This is a genomic window from Amycolatopsis sp. NPDC004747 (assembly GCF_053601335.1).
Window position 1 is genome coordinate 113,307 of record NZ_JBSGBQ010000017.1, and the last position, 16,191, is coordinate 129,497.

Genomic DNA, 16,191 nt, shown 5'->3' on the forward strand with positions numbered 1-16,191 from the left:
CGTGCATTTGCCCGGCGGGACGTTTACGTTTACCGGCGTGACCCGAGAAGCCCCCGTTGTCCTGTGGTTCCGTCGTGACCTCCGGCTGGGTGACCACGCCGCGCTGCTGGAAGCGTCGAAGCACAGCAAGCACGTCCTCGCGCTGTACGTCCTCGACGAGGCCCTGCTGAAGCCGGGTGGCGCGCCGCGCGAGGCTTTCTTGTACGGCTGTCTCGAAAAGCTGGACGAACAGCTCGGCGGGCGCCTGATGCTGGTGCACGGCGACCCGGCGACCGAGGTCGTCCGCGCGGCGCGCAAGATCGGCGCCGCCGCGGTGCACGTCAGCGCGGACACCGGTCCTTATGGCCGCCGCCGGGACGATGCGGTGGCGAAAGCCTTGGCGGAGCACAACATCGACTGGGTCGAGACCGGCTCGCCGTACGCGGTGACGCCGGGGCGGGTCACCAAGCCGGACGGCAGCCCGTACCGCGTCTTCACGCCGTTCTTCCGCGCTTGGACCGCGCGCGGCTGGCACTCGCCCGCCGACACCGGACCGTCCCTTGTGGACTGGGTCGAACCGCCGAAATCGCTGAAGATCCCGCGTCCGCCGAAGGTTTCCGCCGCCCTGCCCGAACCGGGGGAGCAGGCGGCGCTGGACGTCTGGCACGCGTTCCTCGAAGACGGCATCGAGACCTACGACGAGGACCGCGACCGCCCGGACCGCGAAGGGACCACGCGGCTTTCGCCGTACCTGCGCTGGGGCTGCATCCACCCGCGGACGATCTTGGCCGACCTCTCGGGCGACGACCGCGTGGGCGCGAAGTCCCTGCGCAGCGAGATCTGCTGGCGCGAATTCCACGCCGACGTCCTCTGGCACCGGCCGGAAACGGCGCGGAAGAACTACGACAAGCGGTTCGACGGCATGAAGCACGACGAAGACCCCGAGGCCTTCTCGCGGTGGTGCGAAGGCCGGACGGGCTACCCGATCGTGGACGCCGGGATGCGGCAGCTGCTGGCCGAGGGCTGGATGCACAACCGGGTGCGGATGGTCGTCGCGAGCTTCCTGGTGAAGGACCTGCACCTGCCGTGGTGGCTGGGCGCCCGTCACTTCATGAAGCACCTGGTGGACGGCGACCTGGCGTCGAACCAGCTGAACTGGCAGTGGGTGGCGGGCTGCGGCACCGACGCGGCCCCGTACTTCCGGATCTTCAACCCGACGACCCAGGGGGAGAAGTTCGACCCGCAGGGGGATTACGTGCGCAAGTACGTGCCGGAGCTGCGTTCGGTGCCCGGCAAGGCGGTGCACAAGCTGAAGGACCGCCCCGCGGACTACCCGGAACCCATGGTCGACCACGGCCACGAGCGCCAGGTGTCCTTGGAGCGGTACGGCAAGATCACGTCGTGAACAACGGTTTGACGCGCCACACGACCGCGAGCGCGGGATCGCCGGTGGGGCTGGGCTCCACCCGCTCCACGGTGAAGCCCTCGCGCTCGTAGAACGCGCCCGCTCGCTCGTTGGCCGCGAAATGCTCGATGTGCAGCCGTTCGACGCCGGCGGGCAGCTGCGCCACCAGGGCGTCGAGGAGCCGCGGGCCGAGCCCGCGGCCGCGCTGCCCGGGGTGGACGTAGAGCTTGTAGACCACGTGTTCGGCACCGTTGCGGCCGCGTTGGCCGACGCCGAGGAGCTCCCCGCCGTCCTCGGCGACCACCACCAACCCGGCCGCGACGGCAGCGTCGAGGTGCGTCTCGTTCCACCAGTCGCGGACCTGCGCGTCCGCCGCGGCCGCGCCGATCAGCGGGGCGTAGTGGGCCCGGACGTGCGCCTCGCCGAACCGGCGGATCGCGGCCACGTCACCGGGCCCCGCTGCCCGCACCTCAGCCACGCAGGGCCTCGCTCAGCTTGATCCGGCTGCCGATCCGCAGCACGCTGTTGCCGTAGATCTTGCCGCCCACCCAGGTGAGCACGGCGACGAGCGCGACGGTCAGCGCCAGCGACAGGCCGATCTCCCAGCCCGCCGCCGCGCCCGTCGAAATGCGGGCCGGCATCAGGATCGGGGACAGCAGCGGGATCAGCGAGACGATCCTCGTCGCCGATCCCGCCGGGTTCTGGACCAGCAGGTTGAACCCGGCGATGAACCCGACGACCAGGATGATGTTCAGCGGCCCGACCACCGACTGGGTGTCCTCCTGCCGGGACACCAGCGACCCGAGCGCGCCGTAGATGGTGGCGTACAGCAGGAAGCCCAGCAGGTACCAGAGCAGGCCCCACAGCACCGCGCCCGTCGCGAAGCCGGAAAGCGTGAACACGCCGGTCGCCGAAGCCGCGCCGAGCCCGACCACCGCGAGGATGACCAGCTGGGTCAGGCCGACCAGGCCGAGCCCGATCACCTTGCCCAGCAGCAGCTGCCACGGCCGCACGCTGGCGAGCAGGATCTCCACCACCCGGCTGGACTTCTCCTCGACGACGCCCTGGGCGACCATCATCCCGTAGGTGATGATGCTCATGTACAGCAGGAAGGCCACGACCAGCCCGACGACCAGCCGCTGCGTCTGGTCCGCCGGCTGCGGCGAAAGGGCGTCGTCGCGGACGTGGGTGCCGTTGACCCTGGCCATCACCTCGGCCGGCTCCAGCTGCGCGGACGACAGCACGCCGTCGAGCACCTGCTGCTGGGCGACCTGGTCGAGCACGCGGCGCAGCTGATCGTCCAAAGAGGACTTGTAGGTGGCGGTCAGCTGGGCCGCGCTGCCCGAGACGAGTGCGTCGAGGTCGCCGTCTTCGACCTTCTGCCTGCCCTCCGCCGGATCGGTGACGACGACCGTGCTGATCTCGCGGCCCGAAAGCGCGGCTTCGGTCTGCAGCTGGCGGGCGATGCCGATCGCCTGGCCGGTCAGCCCCACGGTGTTCCTGTCGGACGACTTGGCCAGCGAAGTCTGGAAGAAGACGTACCCCAGCAGCAGCACCAGCAGCACGCCGGTGCCGACCACGAACGACCTCGTGCGCAACCGCGTGTTCAGCTCGCGCTTCAGCACGAGCCAGACGGCGCGGCGGCCACTCAACGTCTTCATCGAGACTCCCCCTTCTCGGACACCGCGTCGCGGAACAGTTCGGTGAGCGACCGGCGACGGCGGCTGAATTCGGTGACCGGCCCGGTCGCCAGCGCGGCGGTGAGCACCGCCTGGTCGTCCGCGCCCGGTTCGAGGTCGAGCACGGTGGTGGCGCCGTGCTGCTCCAGCACGCGCACCCCGGGCAGGCCGGCGGCCCAGCCGTTGTTCGCGGACGGCGCCGTGACGACGAGCTTGCTGCGCGCGCCCTCGGTGAGTTCGGCGACCGTGCCGACGGCGACCATCCGGCCCCCGCGGATGATCCCGACCCGGTCGCACAGCCGCTCGACGAGGTCGAGCTGGTGGCTGGAGAAGACGACCGGCACGCCCGCGGCGGCCTTCTCCCGCAGGACACCGCTCATCACGTCGACGGCGAGCGGGTCGAGGCCGGAGAACGGCTCGTCGAGCACCAGCACGGCGGGGTCGTGCACCAGCGCGGCGGCGAGCTGGACGCGCTGCTGGTTGCCGAGGGACAGCTTCTGCACCTCGTCCTTGCGGCGCTCGGCCAGCCCGAGCCTGCCGATCCAGGTCTCGGCGTTGCGGTGGGCTTCGTCGGCGCTCAGGCCGTGCAGCTCGGCCAGGTAGACGAGCTGGTCGAGCACCTTCATCTTCGGGTACAGCCCGCGTTCCTCGGGCATGTAGCCGATGTGGGTGCGCGTCTCGTGCGTGACCGGTTTGCCGTCGAAGCGCACTTCGCCGCCATCGGCGGCCAGCACGCCCAGCGCGATCCGCATGGTGGTGGTCTTGCCGGCACCGTTGCTGCCGACGAAGCCGAACAGCTCGCCAGCGCGGACGTCGAACGAAACGCCGTCCAGCGCGACCTTGGCGCCGTAGCGCTTGGAGATCCGGTCGATCTCCAGGGTCCCCTCAAGCATTTCCCATCCCCTCTTCGAAGTCCTCGGGGTCGTCGTCCGGCAGCGACCAGCCCAGCACGACGGCCGGGATGGTGGTGCCGGTGACCAGCAGCGCGGAGAGCATCATCGCGCCGCGCAGGCCACCTTCTTCGGTGTGGGCGACGACGATGCCGTAGATCATCGCGACGATCATCAGGTAGCTCAGGATCTGGAAGGCGACGTAGGTGACGCGGTGGCGCCACTCCCGTTCGCGTTCGTCCAGCAGCCGCGAGAAGCCGCCGCTCATCCGGCCGGTGAGGATCCGCAGCAGCACGAACGAGGCGCCGCCGACCACCACGCTGCCCACCCACAGCACGCTGAACAGCCAGTCGCCCTTCGCGGTGAAGACCGCCGCGCCGGCGATCAGCCCGAGGTCGGCGAGCCCCAGGACCGCGGCGAGGGCCCGGCGCCGGCGCCGGGTGCGCCAGCCGGGCAGCCGCTTGGCGTGCCGCAGCTCCCGCGCGTCCATCTTGTCCAGCTGACGCTCCCAGTAGGCCGCGAGACGGCCCGGTCGCTCGGTCATGCTCCCCCCTCGCGGTACACCTGGGTGGAAAGAGGCGTGAACGGCTCGCGGCTGAAGACCGCCTCGACGGGCAGGTCGAACACCGCGCAGAGCCGGAACGCCAGGTCCAGGCTCGGATAGTGGTCACCGCGTTCGAGCGCGCCGATGGTCTGCGGGTTGACGTCGACGGCGCTCGCCAGCGCGGCTCGGGTCATCCCGCGCTCGGCCCGGAGCACGGGAAGCCGGTTGTAGATCGGCAGCTCTTTGCCGCGTCTGACCGGGCTCATGCATCCAACTGTTGCAAAAACCCAACGGTTCGTCAACTTAAGGGAACATCAAGCCCTGTTGGCTGCGGCCGGTGCGGATGGGGTCGTGGTGCGGTGGCAAGCGATCAGTCGTGCCGAGGGGCTGCACGGTCGAGGAGTTCGTCGATTCGCTTCACGGGGATAGCCACCGCATCGGTCCGGGAGCGCGCCCACCCCGTAGGATCGGCCTTCGCTCAGGCCAACCCCGCCAGTGACTTGTCGACAAGTTCCGCCACCCGCGCCCGCGCGGCCTCGGCGTCCGACGGGATCAGCGCCAGCCGCGTCCGGCGCTCCAGCACGTCCTCCACGTCCAGTGCCCCCTCGTTCCGGACCGCCCACACGACCTCGGCCGCCGTGATCTCCGTTCCCGGTGCGACCGGGGCCGCGAACTCCGCGTCCAGCTCGCCCAGCGCCGCCACGCGCGGGGCCTCCGTGCCGTACCGCGCCACCAGCCGCGGCGAAGCGTCCACAAGGGACAGCTCAGCTCGCGGAGCCGCGCCCAGCAGCGGCAACCGCGCCGTGCGGCACGGCGAAACCGGCAACCCCGCCAAGCGGACAGCCGCGTCGACCGCGTCCTCCGCCATCCGGCGGTACGTCGTCAGCTTGCCGCCCACCACCGTCAGCAGCCCGTCCGAACCCGCCAGGACCGCGTGCTTGCGCGACAGGTCGGCCGACCGGCCGCCGGCTTCCACCAGCGGCCGCAGTCCCGCGTACGACCCGGCGATGTCCGCGCGCGTGAGCGGGCGCGCCAAGACCGATGAGGCCAGCGACAACAGGAAGTCCACATCGGACTCGGGAACCACCGGCACCGACGGGATCGGGCCCGAGACGGGCTCGTCGGTCAGTCCCAGGTAGACCCGGCCGTCCGGCTGGGGCAGCAGGAAGACGAACCGGTTCGTCTCCCCGGGCACGCCGATGTTCACCGACGTCGTCCCCATCGGGACCGTCCCGGGCGCCAGTACCAGGTGCGAACCGAGCGACGGCCGCAGCCGGACCGCGCCCGTCAGCGTTCCGGCCCAGACGCCCGTCGCGTTGATCACCTGGCGGGCGTGGATGTCCACTGTGGATCCCGAAACGCCGTCCCGGGCCCGGACGTGGTCCGCCGAAAGTGAGACGGCCGAAAGCCGCGTGAGGATTCGTGCGCCGAACGACGCCGCCGTGCGGGCGAGGGTCACCACCAGCCGGGCGTCGTCGACCAAAGCGCCGTCGTATGCCAGCAGGGCGCCGCGCAGGCCGTGCGCGGACAGGCCGGGCGCCAGCGCCAGGGCCTCCAGCGGGGGAATCGAGCGCGGCCGCGGCAGCACCGACGACGGCGTGCGCGCCGCCCGCCGGAGGACGTCGCCCGCGCGCAGGCCCGCCGCGACCACTCGCTCCTGGAGCCGGGACGTGCCGGGGTACAACGGAAACAGCTGCGGCATCGCGCGCGTGAGGTGCGGTGCCGTGCGCGTCATCAGGATCCCGCGCTCGACAGCGCTTTCGTGCGCCAGCCCGAGTTCGCCGTGCGCCAGGTAGCGCAACCCGCCGTGGACCAGCTTCGACGACCAGCGCGATGTCCCGAACGCCAGGTCGTGCGCCTCCACGAGCGCCACCGACAGGCCCCGCGAGGCCGCGTCCAGCGCGATACCCGTGCCGGTGACGCCGCCGCCGACCACGACGATGTCGACGCGCTCGCCCGACGACAGCTCCGCGAGCTCGCGTTCGCGGCGCCGCGCGTTGAGCGAGCCGGACGTCATGGCCGCAACGCCGCGTCGAGCACGTGGGTGAACTCCGCCATCAGCGCCGCCTCGTCGACGTCCACGGTGGCCGGGCGCAGCGAGAACGCGAACGACTGCACCACCAGCAGCACCGACCGGGACTGCACCGCGACCGGCGCCCGCCGGATCGAGCCGTCCTGGTGGCCGGCCTCCAGGAGGCCGTGCAGCGCCTGTTCGGCGAACTTCTGCGTCGCCCCGAGCCGCTCCACGATGTACGGGAGCACCAGCTCCGGGTCGACGTCGAGCAGGGTGCGGAACAGCGGGTCGGTCGACAGCGCGCGGACGCCGGCCGCCGCGATGAGCACGAGCCGGGCGCGGCTGTGCTCGGCGTCGGCGCCGCCCTCGCTCGCCGTGCGCAGCAACCCGCTGAACTCGCGGGTCATCAGGGCGGCGAGCACGCTGCGGACGTCCGGGAAGCGGCGGTAGACCGTCATCCGGCTGACCCGGGCGGTGCGGGCGATTTCGGCGAGTGTGGTGCGGCGCACACCGACGGCCAGCACGCACGAGCGCGCGGCGTCGAGCAGCACGTCATCGGCCACCCGCGTAGCCGTTTGGCGGTTGCGGGTGTCCGCGAGCGCGGAGGATCCGGCCGTCTGCGAAGTGTGACGTTTCACGTCCATATGTCACACTGTAGTCGTGAACGCTCTCATTGACCACCGCCTCCGCCGGTCCTGGACCGCGGAAGCCGCCGGCGCCGCCCCGCTGCCCGCGCGGGCGGCCAAGTGGCTTGAACAGCGTATCGGTCCGGTGGCCCCCGAGGTCGCTCCGACGGGCGACATGCCGGTAAAAATACCGTCAACGAAACTGGCGAAATCTGCCGAGGAAGCGCTTGCGGAAGTCGTCGGCGCGGAGAACGTGCTGGTCGACGATCCGGCGCGGCTCGCGCGGGCGACCGGGCTCTCCTACCTCGACCTCCTGCGGCGCCGGTCGCCGTCGGCAGACTTCCCGGTGCCCGACGCGGTCGTGCTGCCCGCCGACCCGGACGAGGTCCAGGCGGTGCTCGACGCCTGCGTCCGGCACGACGTCGGGGTGGTGCCCTTCGGGGGCGGGACTTCGGTGGTCGGCGGCGTCGCGGCACTGCGCGGCGGGAAGGCGGCGGTGATCGCGCTGGACCTCGCCCGGCTCGACGCGCTGGTGTCGGTCGACGCCGAGTCGCGCATCGCCGTCCTGCAGGCCGGCGTCCGCGGCCCGGAAGCCGAGCGGCTGCTCGCCGGGCACGGCCTGACGCTCGGGCACGTCCCGCAGTCGTTCGAGCGCGCCACGATCGGCGGCTTCGCGGCGACGCGTTCGGCCGGCCAGGCGTCGTCGGGCTACGGGCGGTTCGAGGACATGGTCACCGGCGTGCGGCTGGCCACCCCGCGCGGCCCGTGGAGGCTCGGCGTCGCGCCGGCGTCCGCGGCCGGGCCGGACCTGCGCCAGCTCGCGATCGGCAGCGAGGGGACGCTCGGTGTGATCACCGAGGTCGCGCTGCGGGTGCGGCCGGCGCCGCCGGTCCGGCGTTACGAGGGTTACGCGCTGCCGGGCTGGGCGGCCGGCGCCGAAGCGGTGCGGGACCTCGCGCAGCACCACGCGCTCGCCGACGTCACCCGGCTGTCCGATGTGGACGAGACCGAGGTCTCGCTCGCGCTGAACGCGGGGCCGAAGACGACGGCCCTGCGCCGCTACCTCGCCGCGCGCGGGGTGCGGCGGCCGTGTTTCCTCATCGTGGGCTGGGAGGGCACCGCGCACGACGTGGCGCTGCGCCGCCGCGAGACGGCCCGGCGGCTGAAGGCCTCGGGCGCCGTGCGCGTCGGCAAGGCGCTCGGCGAGTCGTGGCGGCACGGCCGGTTCGCGGGCCCGCGGCAGCGGGACGCGCTGCTGGACAGGGGAGTCTGCGTCGAGACGCTCGAAACGGCCGCCTACTGGTCCAATCTGGACGAGCTGCGCGACGACGTTCGCGCGGCGCTGACGGCCGCGCTGGGCCGGTCGATCGTCATGTGCCACATATCGCACGCCTACGAAACGGGCGCGTCGCTGTACTTCACCGTGCTGACGGCCCGCGACGAAGCCGACCCGATCGGGCAGTGGCAGCGCGCGAAGGCGGCGGCCTGCGAGGCGATCGCCGGGCTGGGCACGATTTCGCACCACCACGCCGTCGGCGTCGACCACGCGCCCTACCTGAGCGCGGAAATCGGCTCGCTGGGCGTCGAAGTGCTGCGCGCGGCCAAGTCCACTGTGGACCCGACCGGGATCCTCAACCCCGGAAAGCTGGTGTGATCACTTCGCAGGGCACGCCGTGGCCGTCGGCGGGAACGCCTTCGAGCGCCGCCGCTTCGGCCTGCGGGACGTCGGCGGTGCGCACCGGCGCGCCGTCGACCAGCAGCGGGTAGCGGATCGGCGCGGCGCCGACGTAGGTGTGGACCTCGGTCAGGCGCGTGCCGTCTTCGAGGGTGATGTCGGGTTCGGTCAGCCGGGCCAGGTGGTAGCGGGTGCCGCGGCCTTCGCAGCGGTCCAGGACCGCCAGCTGGTCCGGCGTCACGAACCAGACGGCGTGCTCCTCGACGCCGTCCAGTGCGGTGATCGTGGCCGGCCGCTGGTCGTCGACGACGCGGAAGCCGGCCGCCCACACGGCGGCGAGCCCGGCACAGCGGGCGTGCGCCACGACGACCGGGCCTTCGAGGCCGAGCCGGGTGCGCAGCCAGGTGATCTTCGACGGGTTCGCGTTCGAGCCGTAGGCCAGCACGGCCAGCCGGTCGCGCCAGCCCTCGGGAGCGGTGTCGAGCGGGTGCCCGACGCCGTCGACGTGCACGAACGAGTGGCCCGGCCGAATGCCCGGGTAGGGCTCGGCCGGGTACTCGTCGTCGGTGAAGAGGGTCAGAACGTCACCACGCTGCGCAGCACGTCACCGTGGTGCATGCGCGCGAAGGCCTGCTCGACGCCGTCGACGCCGATGCGCTCGGTGACGAACTTGTCGAGCGGCAGCCTGCCCTGCAGGTAGAGGTCCACGAGCATCGGGAAGTCCCGGCTGGGCAGGCAGTCGCCGTACCAGGAGGACTTGAGCGAGCCGCCGCGCGAGAAGAAGTCGATCAGCGGCAGGTCGTTCAGCCGCATGTCCGGGGTCGGCACGCCGACCAGCACGACCGTGCCGGCCAGGTCGCGCCCGTAGAACGCCTGCCGCCAGGTCTCGGGGCGGCCGACCGCGTCGATGACGACGTCGGGGCCGAACGAGTTCGTCGCGTCCTGCATGGCTTCGACGACCTGCGCCTCGGACAGGCCCTTGCTGTTGAGGGTGTGGGTGGCGCCGAAGTCCTTCGCCCACGCCAGCTTCCGGTCGTCCGTGTCGATCGCGACGATCGTGGTGGCACCCGCCAGCTTCGCGCCGGCGATGGCGGCGTCCCCGACCCCGCCGCAGCCGATGACGGCGACCGAGTCACCGCGCGTGACGGCGCCGGTGTTGATGGCCGCGCCGAGCCCGGCCATGACACCGCAGCCGAGCAGCCCGGCCACGGCGGGCTCGGCGGCCCGGTCGACCTTCGTGCACTGTCCGCTGTGGACAAGGGTCTTCTCGAGGAAGGCCCCGATGCCGAGGGCGGGCGACAGCTTGGTGCCGTCCTGCAGGGTCATCGGCTGGGCGGCGTTGAAGGTCGAGAAGCAGTACCACGGCTTGCCGCGCCTGCAGGCCCGGCAGGTGCCGCAGACGGCGCGCCAGTTGAGGATGACGTAGTCACCCGGCTCGAGATCGGTGACCCCTTCGCCGACGGCCTCGACGACGCCGGCGGCCTCGTGGCCGAGCAGGAACGGGAAGTCGTCGTTGATCCCGCCCTCGCGGTAGTGCAGGTCGGTGTGGCAGACCCCGCAGGCTTGGACGTTCACGACGGCTTCGCCGGGACCGGGATCGGGCACGAGGACGGTCTCCAGCGAGACGGGCTCGCCCTTCGCCCGCGAAACGACCCCCTGGACCTCGTACGGCATTCGAACCACCTTCCGGCTGCGCTGCTGGTCGACCGCAGCTAATCACGGATCATGCGGAGATGGCGACATCCGCATGAGTGAGGTTTTGCGCAACATGTTGCGGATCACGCAACTGAGGCTCGCCAGGCGGCGATGGCGGCGAAGTCTTGGCCGGTGAGGCCGGTGCTCGCGTCGACGGTGTGCAACAGGGCCGGTCCCGGGTGGTGGCGCGCGACCCAGGCCCGGTCGGCATCGGTCGTTTCGTCGTCGATCCAGGCGAACGGGCGACCGGCCGCCCACGCGACGACCGGCCCGGTCTTCCAATGCGGTCCGGCGCCGGGAAGGTCTTCGTCCGGGAAGCCGAGCACCGGCAGCGGTGGCAGGTCGAGCAGCGGGGCGATGCACTCGTTGGCGTCGCCGAGCCACGTGGTGGCCCAGACGAGGTCGCACCCGAGGGCCGGCAGCCGCGCGCCGAGGCGCGGGTCGACCCGGGACAGCAGGGGGTTGCCCTGGTCGTCGTCCGTGAAGTGCTCGTACTCGCCGGAACTGCGGCCGAAGGGGATCAGCGGGCCGTCGACGTCGAGGAACAACAATGGGCGGGGCATGGTCTCCGCAGTTTGGCACGGCGGTGGCCGTTGTCGCGGGGTGGCTGCCACGCGGGCGATCGGCAGGCCCGAGGCCGAAGCGGGCAGGGCGCGGCTCGGGCCGGCCTGCGACTGGCTGGGAGCCGGCGGGCGGGGCCTCCGCCCCCCGGTTTCCAGCTTACCGGGCACCACCGACAGTTCCGGGCGGCTCCGGCAGCTCCATCGACGCCAGCTTCGCCGGATCCGCCACCGCCGCGATGTTCGTGATCCGGCCGTCCACCACGGTGAACGCCACCACCGACATCGGTGTCCCGTCCGCCCGCCACGCCACCACGCCCGGCAAGCCGCCGACGACGACCGGCCGGCCGCCTGCCGCCGCGCCGATGCGGGCTCCCGCCGCCACGTTCGTCGCCCCCAAGACCACCACCACTCCGTCCGGTGTGTCGACCGTGAGCCGCACCTGGGGGTCCAGTACCCGCAGGAGCTGCTCGAAGTCGCCGTCGCGGGCCGCTGTCAGAAACGCCTGGACCACCTCTCGCCGCGAAGGCCCCGCCGGCGGTGGAGGCGTCCGGACCTTTCGGCGGGCCCGGCTCGCCAGCATCTTGGCCGCCGCCGTCGACTTGCCCAGGATGCGGCCGATCTCCTCGAACGGGACCGCGAACAGGTCGTGCAGCACGAACGCCAGCCGCTCGCTCGGGCCGAGGGACTCCAGCACCACCAGCAGCGCCAACCCCACCGAATCGGCGAGTTCCGCGTCCGCCTCCGGGCCCTCGTCCACCGTCACGACGATCTCCTCGTACGGCGCCTCGGGACGTGCTCGGCGCGAGCGGAGCACGTCCAGGCTGAGCCGGCCGACCACGGTCGTCAGCCAGCCGTCGAGGTTGTCGATCGCCGCCGCGTCCTGGCGGGACAAGCGCAGCCATGCCTCCTGGACCACGTCTTCGGCGTCCGCGTGGGAACCCAGGACCCGGTGGGCCACCGCGCGCAGCCGGTCGCGCTGCGCTTCGAACGCCGAAGCCAACCTGTCGGTCATGGTCGTTACCTTCCTCGCTTCCGCTCCGTCGTGGACATGACGGGCCCGGAGGGGCACAGGTAACCGATGGAGGCAACGATGGAACCACGGCTGAAGACGCCGAGCGACCCGGACGTGACGGGCGCGGTCCAGCAGCTGTTCAAGGTGGTGCACAGCGCCGGCGTCGATCCGCTGCTGCTCGAGCTGGTCCACCTGCGGGCCAGCCAGATCAACGGCTGCGCGCCCTGCACCTACGCGGGGGTCCGGAACGCGAAGCGGCAGGGCGAGACCGACGACCGGCTGCACAGCGTCGTCACCTGGCGTGAGACGCCGTTCTTCACCGAGCCGGAGCGGGCCGCGCTCGCGCTGACCGAAGCCGCGACACGGATCCAGGACGGCCAGCCGGGCGTCACGGACGAGATCTGGGCGGCCGCCGCCGCGCACTTCGACGAGACGCAGCTGTCCGCGATCGTCACGCACATCGCGCTCACCGGCTTCTTCAACCGGATCAACCGCGCGATCCGGGAACCGGCCGGCAAGACCTGGTGAACCGGGTGGGGCGCCGCACCGGCGCCCCACCGAGGGCTCAGGCGGGCGTGATGATGTACGCGACGCCGCCGGGGGCGCCGGCCACGGAGCCGTCCGCGCGGTAGCGCTTCGTCCGCTGCCAGATCTTCTCGAACTGGTCGCGCTTGTAGACGTTCCGCACCCGGTCGTTGCTGCTCGACGCCGGGTCGTTCGCGATCACGTCGCCGTCCTTGGTGAACCCGACGACCACCATGAGGTGGCCCGCCGTCCCGTAGCCGGCGCCGTCGAGTTCCGAGGCCAGGAACGACTGCGACGTGATCACCGGGATGCCGCGCGCGATGTAGTTCTCCAGCTCGTTCAGCGAGTGCAGCCGCGTGATGTGGCCGCGCAGCCCGCGCGAGGCCGCATACGCGGTGTTGAACGGCCAGTTGCCGGTGCCGTCGTAGGCGTGGTCGTAGGTGTAGCGCGCCGCGAAGGCCACCTGCGGGTCGACGTAGTCCGCCGGGATCCACGCCAGCTCCGCCGCCGACGGCTTCTTGCCCCAGTACTCGGCCACCATCTCGGTCGAGGTCGGGCTGCACCAGGCCTCGCCGCCCCCGCCGTACTGCGGGAACTGTCCCTTGTGGAGGTTCTGCGCGTACGCGGGCACCTTGAGCTCGATCCCGGTGGCGCGCCCGGGCTTCGTCGGCTGCACCTCGAAGCGGTCCGGGACGGCCGAGGTCATCGCGCCCAGCAGGCTCACCGACGGCGTCGCGCCGGAACCGGCTTCGCGGTAGAGGCTGATCCGCAGGTGGTACGACTTCAGCGTGACGCCGGTCTTCATGACCAGCGTGTCGACGTCGACCAGCGCGTTGGCGTCGTCCTGGCCGTCGACGCTGGTGCGCAGGATGTCGGCGTCGCCACTGGCCCAGCGCCCCATCACGTACCACGCCGTTTCGGCGCCCGCCGACGTCCGGCCCTGCGCCTCGACCTGCAGCCAGGTCTTCGCCGGTGTCTTGGCGTTCCACGACGCGACCAGCTGTGTCGCGCCGAAGCCCTGGCGGTACTCCGGTGACGTCCACTGGCCGTACTCGTACGTTCTCGTGGTGCCCAGCTCCGGCTCGGTGTGCTCGACCGTGCCGGCCGGGTGCGTGATGCGCAGGCCGTCGCGGCCGAGCGCGACCCCGGCGAAGCCGCCCTCGTGGAAGCGGCCACCAGTCCATTCGTGGTAGTCGATCGCCTCGTCGTCGCGGGGCCGGACGGGCCCGGCCTCGGCGGCTTGCGCGGTTACGGCAGATAACACGACCACTGACAATAAGGTGAACAACTTGCGTACGCGCATCCCGGCTCCCTCGTCGGCCCACCCAGTAGCCAGGAATTTTCGCCGGTCCGGCCGGGTCTGTAAACAGGTACCTAGAGGACGGCCTGGGTCTGTGTCACTTTCGCGACCAACTTGCCGTCGTCGTCGTGGATTTCGGTCTCCACCACGACGAACTTGCGCCCCGCGTGCAGTGGTCTGGACGACGCAACGGCGTAGCCCGAACGCACCGCACGCAGGAAGTTCGTCTTCGACTCGACGGTCGTCGTGCCCTGGCCGCCTTCGGGCAGGTTGAGGAACGCGCACACGGCGCCGGTCGAGTCGGCCAGCGCCATGAGCGCGCCCCCGTGCAGCGCGCCGCCGAGCGTGCACAGGCTCTCGTCCCACTTCAGCCGGCTGCGGACGAGCTCGCGCCCGTGCTCCAGCACCTCGACGCCGAGGCGCTCGGAGAACGGCATGGAACGGTGGAAGAGCTGCGTGCCCTCGAGATCGGTCATGCGACCACTCTGCCGCAGGCTCAGCTCAGCGGGTTGACGAGCAGCAGCTCCGTGTTGTGGTCCTCGGCCGCGCCGACCCGGCCGAGATCGACGTGGACGTCGTTGTAGGACAGTTCGCGGTACAGCGACGCAAGCGCTTGCGGCGTCCGGGCGCCGTAGTCCACCGCGTACGGCGCTTCGGCCTCGATCAGCGTCGTGAACAGCGACAACGTGCCGTCGGCGTTGTCCGCGACCTCGACGATCCGCGCGTGCTGCGGGAAGTCGACGTGCGACGCGGTGTTGATCTCCCAGAAGCTCTGCTGCGGCGTGTTCCCGGCGTGCGGCGTGATCTTGTTGAGGTGCGTGTGGCCGTTGACCCAGGCCAGCACGTTCGGGAACCGCTTGAGCAGCGCGACGAACGCGTTGCCGTCCAGGCGCGGGTCGAGCAGGTGGCGTGAATCCGGCAGCAGGTTGCCCATCGAGCCGCTGGTGTGGTGGCTGAACAGCAGGAACAGCTCGTCGGTCACGGAGTGGGTGACCTTGCGGCCGAAGAAGTCGTAGTACGTCGAGCTGCCGCGCTTGAGCGTCGACTCGACCCAGGAGTACTGCGCGAGCCCGATCGAGCCGTCGGCGAACCCGGCGTCGGTGGTCGTGTCGAGGCTGATCCCGGTGATGCCCGGCGCGATCCGGAAGGTGTAGTAGACGTTCTGGCCGTCGGCGTTGGCGCTGGTGAAGCCGTGCCCGACCGGGCCGGGACCGGTGTTGGCCGCGTCGAGGTGGGCGCGGACGAACTCGCCGGTGCTGAACGGGCGGCGGCGCGCGTCCGGCGTGACCTCGCGGATGGTGCCGCTGCCGCCGAACAGTTCCGCGACCGGGACGCTGGAGCCGCTGCTGATCGCGTTGGCGAGCTTCCTGGCGGAGGTCTCGTCCTTGCCGATCACCTTGTAGCGGCCGGTGTACCAGGCGTCGATGCCGGGGATCTGCGCCGGCAGCGAGCCGACGATGCTGTCGTCGTGGTTGCCGAAGGTGCAGAACCACGGGACGTCGAGCCCGGGCGCGGTGAACGTCTTCATGGCCGCTTCGAGCAGGCCGGGAAGCTGCGGGAAGCCCTTCGCGCTGTAGCTGTCGGTGCCCGGCTTGCCGGGGTTCCAGAACTCGTGGTTGCCCGAGTTCTGGACGCCTTCGTAGGCGTCCGGGTCGCCGGAGTTCGGGGTGACGGTGCCGCCGTTGAGGACCTTGAGGAACCAGTCGAGCTCGATCAGCTCGTGGTTGTCGGTGTTGTCGCCGGTGGTGACCATGAGGTCGAACGGCCGTCCGGTGAACGGGCCCTGCCGCACGCTGTTGACGCGCTCGACCAGCGCGCTGGTGGCGACCGTGCCGAGCGCCTCCTGCGGCCGGTGCGCGGAGCCGATGAAGGGGTGCAGGTACTCGAACCGGGCGGGGCTTTCGGTGTCGGTGATGTGCAGGTCGGTGAACTGGACGAAGGCGGACAGCGCCTGGCGCCGGTCGTCGCGTCCGCTCTTCGGCGTCGCGAGGTCGCCGCGGACGACCAGCGGCCACCCGGGACCCGCGGACAGGCGCGAGTAGGTGGCGGTGCCGCCGCCCGTGGCGACCTGCTCGAGCGTGGTGCCGGCGGTGCTGACCGAGCGGGTGCCGGTCAGCCGGAGAGCGCGGTCGAGGGCGTTCGCGGTGGGCGTGCAGAGCAGGAGCCCGACACCGGCGGCGCCCGCGGTGGCGAAGGTGCGCCGGGTGAGTTCGGCCATGTGTTCGCTCCCCAGTCTTCTCGGATGCCCAGCACGCTGCCGGACTCGGGTGGACACCGGGTGAAC

At 71.5% G+C, this 16,191-nt stretch carries 17 protein-coding genes; 3 read left to right on the plus strand and 14 right to left on the minus strand.

All coding sequences use genetic code 11. The features are described 5' to 3' along the window. Positions 1–37 precede the first annotated feature (37 nt). The gene (locus ACWEGE_RS26835) at positions 38–1,384 is read left to right on the plus strand and encodes a cryptochrome/photolyase family protein (RefSeq protein WP_449663202.1); all 1,347 of its coding nucleotides are present in this window, start codon (positions 38–40) and stop codon (positions 1,382–1,384) included. Here the strand turns inward: ACWEGE_RS26835 and ACWEGE_RS26840 are convergent. The 7 genes from ACWEGE_RS26840 to ACWEGE_RS26870 form a co-directional block, all read right to left on the minus strand. Continuing rightward, on the minus strand, positions 1,374–1,862 hold the full coding sequence (locus ACWEGE_RS26840) for an N-acetyltransferase family protein (RefSeq protein ID WP_449663203.1): 489 nt from the start codon (positions 1,860–1,862) through the stop codon (positions 1,374–1,376). The genes ACWEGE_RS26835 and ACWEGE_RS26840 overlap by 11 nt on opposite strands. Continuing rightward, entirely contained in the window at positions 1,855–3,045 is a 1,191-nt protein-coding gene (locus tag ACWEGE_RS26845) for an ABC transporter permease (protein WP_449663204.1), read from the minus strand. Before ACWEGE_RS26845 ends, ACWEGE_RS26840 begins: the two co-directional genes overlap by 8 nt. Further along, positions 3,042–3,956, minus strand: coding sequence for an ABC transporter ATP-binding protein (locus tag ACWEGE_RS26850; protein ID WP_449663205.1), 915 nt, complete (start codon positions 3,954–3,956; stop codon positions 3,042–3,044). Before ACWEGE_RS26850 ends, ACWEGE_RS26845 begins: the two co-directional genes overlap by 4 nt. Further along, complete coding sequence (locus ACWEGE_RS26855) at positions 3,949–4,497, minus strand: hypothetical protein (protein WP_449663206.1); 549 nt, start codon at positions 4,495–4,497, stop codon at positions 3,949–3,951. Before ACWEGE_RS26855 ends, ACWEGE_RS26850 begins: the two co-directional genes overlap by 8 nt. Beyond that, positions 4,494–4,763, minus strand: a complete 270-nt coding sequence (locus ACWEGE_RS26860) for a helix-turn-helix transcriptional regulator (protein WP_176174640.1) — start codon at positions 4,761–4,763, stop codon at positions 4,494–4,496. The genes ACWEGE_RS26855 and ACWEGE_RS26860 overlap by 4 nt, the downstream gene beginning before the upstream one ends. A 212-nt stretch (positions 4,764–4,975) precedes the next feature. Then, positions 4,976–6,514, minus strand: coding sequence for a glycerol-3-phosphate dehydrogenase/oxidase (locus ACWEGE_RS26865; RefSeq protein ID WP_449663207.1), 1,539 nt, complete (start codon positions 6,512–6,514; stop codon positions 4,976–4,978). Further along, entirely contained in the window at positions 6,511–7,074 is a 564-nt protein-coding gene (locus tag ACWEGE_RS26870) for a TetR/AcrR family transcriptional regulator (RefSeq protein ID WP_449663307.1), read from the minus strand. Before ACWEGE_RS26870 ends, ACWEGE_RS26865 begins: the two co-directional genes overlap by 4 nt. A gap of 97 nt (positions 7,075–7,171) precedes the next feature. Between ACWEGE_RS26870 and ACWEGE_RS26875 the strand changes: the two genes are divergently transcribed. Beyond that, the gene (locus ACWEGE_RS26875) at positions 7,172–8,791 is read left to right on the plus strand and encodes an FAD-binding oxidoreductase (protein ID WP_449663208.1); all 1,620 of its coding nucleotides are present in this window, start codon (positions 7,172–7,174) and stop codon (positions 8,789–8,791) included. On the opposite strand, the gene ACWEGE_RS26880 is transcribed toward ACWEGE_RS26875, so the two are convergent. The 4 genes from ACWEGE_RS26880 to ACWEGE_RS26895 form a co-directional block, all read right to left on the minus strand. Further along, a complete protein-coding gene (locus ACWEGE_RS26880) occupies positions 8,769–9,323 on the minus strand; it encodes a gamma-glutamylcyclotransferase (RefSeq protein WP_449663209.1) in 555 nt (184 codons plus the stop codon). The genes ACWEGE_RS26875 and ACWEGE_RS26880 overlap by 23 nt on opposite strands. Before the next feature lie 65 nt (positions 9,324–9,388). Next, positions 9,389–10,486, minus strand: coding sequence for an S-(hydroxymethyl)mycothiol dehydrogenase (locus ACWEGE_RS26885; protein ID WP_449663210.1), 1,098 nt, complete (start codon positions 10,484–10,486; stop codon positions 9,389–9,391). Positions 10,487–10,590: 104 nt separating this feature from the next. Then, positions 10,591–11,070: an HAD domain-containing protein gene (locus ACWEGE_RS26890; RefSeq protein WP_449663211.1), complete on the minus strand. Its 480-nt coding sequence runs from the start codon at positions 11,068–11,070 to the stop codon at positions 10,591–10,593. Between the two features lie 157 nt (positions 11,071–11,227). Beyond that, the gene (locus tag ACWEGE_RS26895) at positions 11,228–12,082 is read right to left on the minus strand and encodes a sigma-70 family RNA polymerase sigma factor (RefSeq protein WP_449663212.1); all 855 of its coding nucleotides are present in this window, start codon (positions 12,080–12,082) and stop codon (positions 11,228–11,230) included. A 78-nt stretch (positions 12,083–12,160) separates the two neighbouring features. Here ACWEGE_RS26895 and ACWEGE_RS26900 point away from each other — a divergent pair, with 78 nt between their 5' ends. After that, positions 12,161–12,610 (plus strand): carboxymuconolactone decarboxylase family protein, encoded by a 450-nt coding sequence (locus tag ACWEGE_RS26900; RefSeq protein WP_449663213.1) that lies wholly within the window; start codon positions 12,161–12,163, stop codon positions 12,608–12,610. A 37-nt stretch (positions 12,611–12,647) separates the two neighbouring features. On the opposite strand, the gene ACWEGE_RS26905 is transcribed toward ACWEGE_RS26900, so the two are convergent. From ACWEGE_RS26905 to ACWEGE_RS26915, 3 genes are all read right to left on the minus strand, one after another. Beyond that, positions 12,648–13,910: a peptidase C39 family protein gene (locus tag ACWEGE_RS26905; protein ID WP_449663214.1), complete on the minus strand. Its 1,263-nt coding sequence runs from the start codon at positions 13,908–13,910 to the stop codon at positions 12,648–12,650. A 71-nt stretch (positions 13,911–13,981) separates the two neighbouring features. Continuing rightward, positions 13,982–14,383 carry a PaaI family thioesterase gene (locus ACWEGE_RS26910; protein WP_191306884.1) on the minus strand — a complete coding sequence of 134 codons (402 nt, stop codon included), beginning with the start codon at positions 14,381–14,383 and terminating at the stop codon, positions 13,982–13,984. A 20-nt stretch (positions 14,384–14,403) separates the two neighbouring features. After that, positions 14,404–16,125: a TIGR03767 family metallophosphoesterase gene (locus ACWEGE_RS26915; protein ID WP_449663215.1), complete on the minus strand. Its 1,722-nt coding sequence runs from the start codon at positions 16,123–16,125 to the stop codon at positions 14,404–14,406. Between the last annotated feature and the right edge of the window lie 66 nt (positions 16,126–16,191).

Bases quoted from the DNA above. Each gene is read 5' to 3' on its own strand.
- ACWEGE_RS26915 (WP_449663215.1), bottom strand. From the start codon at position 16,125: ATGGCCGAACTCACCCGGCGCACCTTCGCCACCGCGGGCGCCGCCGGT.
- ACWEGE_RS26860 (WP_176174640.1), bottom strand. From the start codon at position 4,763: ATGAGCCCGGTCAGACGCGGCAAAGAGCTGCCGATCTACAACCGGCTT.
- ACWEGE_RS26885 (WP_449663210.1), bottom strand. From the start codon at position 10,486: ATGCCGTACGAGGTCCAGGGGGTCGTTTCGCGGGCGAAGGGCGAGCCC.
- ACWEGE_RS26845 (WP_449663204.1), bottom strand. From the start codon at position 3,045: ATGAAGACGTTGAGTGGCCGCCGCGCCGTCTGGCTCGTGCTGAAGCGC.
- ACWEGE_RS26900 (WP_449663213.1), top strand. From the start codon at position 12,161: ATGGAACCACGGCTGAAGACGCCGAGCGACCCGGACGTGACGGGCGCG.
- ACWEGE_RS26895 (WP_449663212.1), bottom strand. From the start codon at position 12,082: ATGACCGACAGGTTGGCTTCGGCGTTCGAAGCGCAGCGCGACCGGCTG.
- ACWEGE_RS26910 (WP_191306884.1), bottom strand. From the start codon at position 14,383: ATGACCGATCTCGAGGGCACGCAGCTCTTCCACCGTTCCATGCCGTTC.
- ACWEGE_RS26865 (WP_449663207.1), bottom strand. From the start codon at position 6,514: ATGACGTCCGGCTCGCTCAACGCGCGGCGCCGCGAACGCGAGCTCGCG.
- ACWEGE_RS26890 (WP_449663211.1), bottom strand. From the start codon at position 11,070: ATGCCCCGCCCATTGTTGTTCCTCGACGTCGACGGCCCGCTGATCCCC.
- ACWEGE_RS26850 (WP_449663205.1), bottom strand. From the start codon at position 3,956: ATGCTTGAGGGGACCCTGGAGATCGACCGGATCTCCAAGCGCTACGGC.
- ACWEGE_RS26855 (WP_449663206.1), bottom strand. From the start codon at position 4,497: ATGACCGAGCGACCGGGCCGTCTCGCGGCCTACTGGGAGCGTCAGCTG.
- ACWEGE_RS26905 (WP_449663214.1), bottom strand. From the start codon at position 13,910: ATGCGCGTACGCAAGTTGTTCACCTTATTGTCAGTGGTCGTGTTATCT.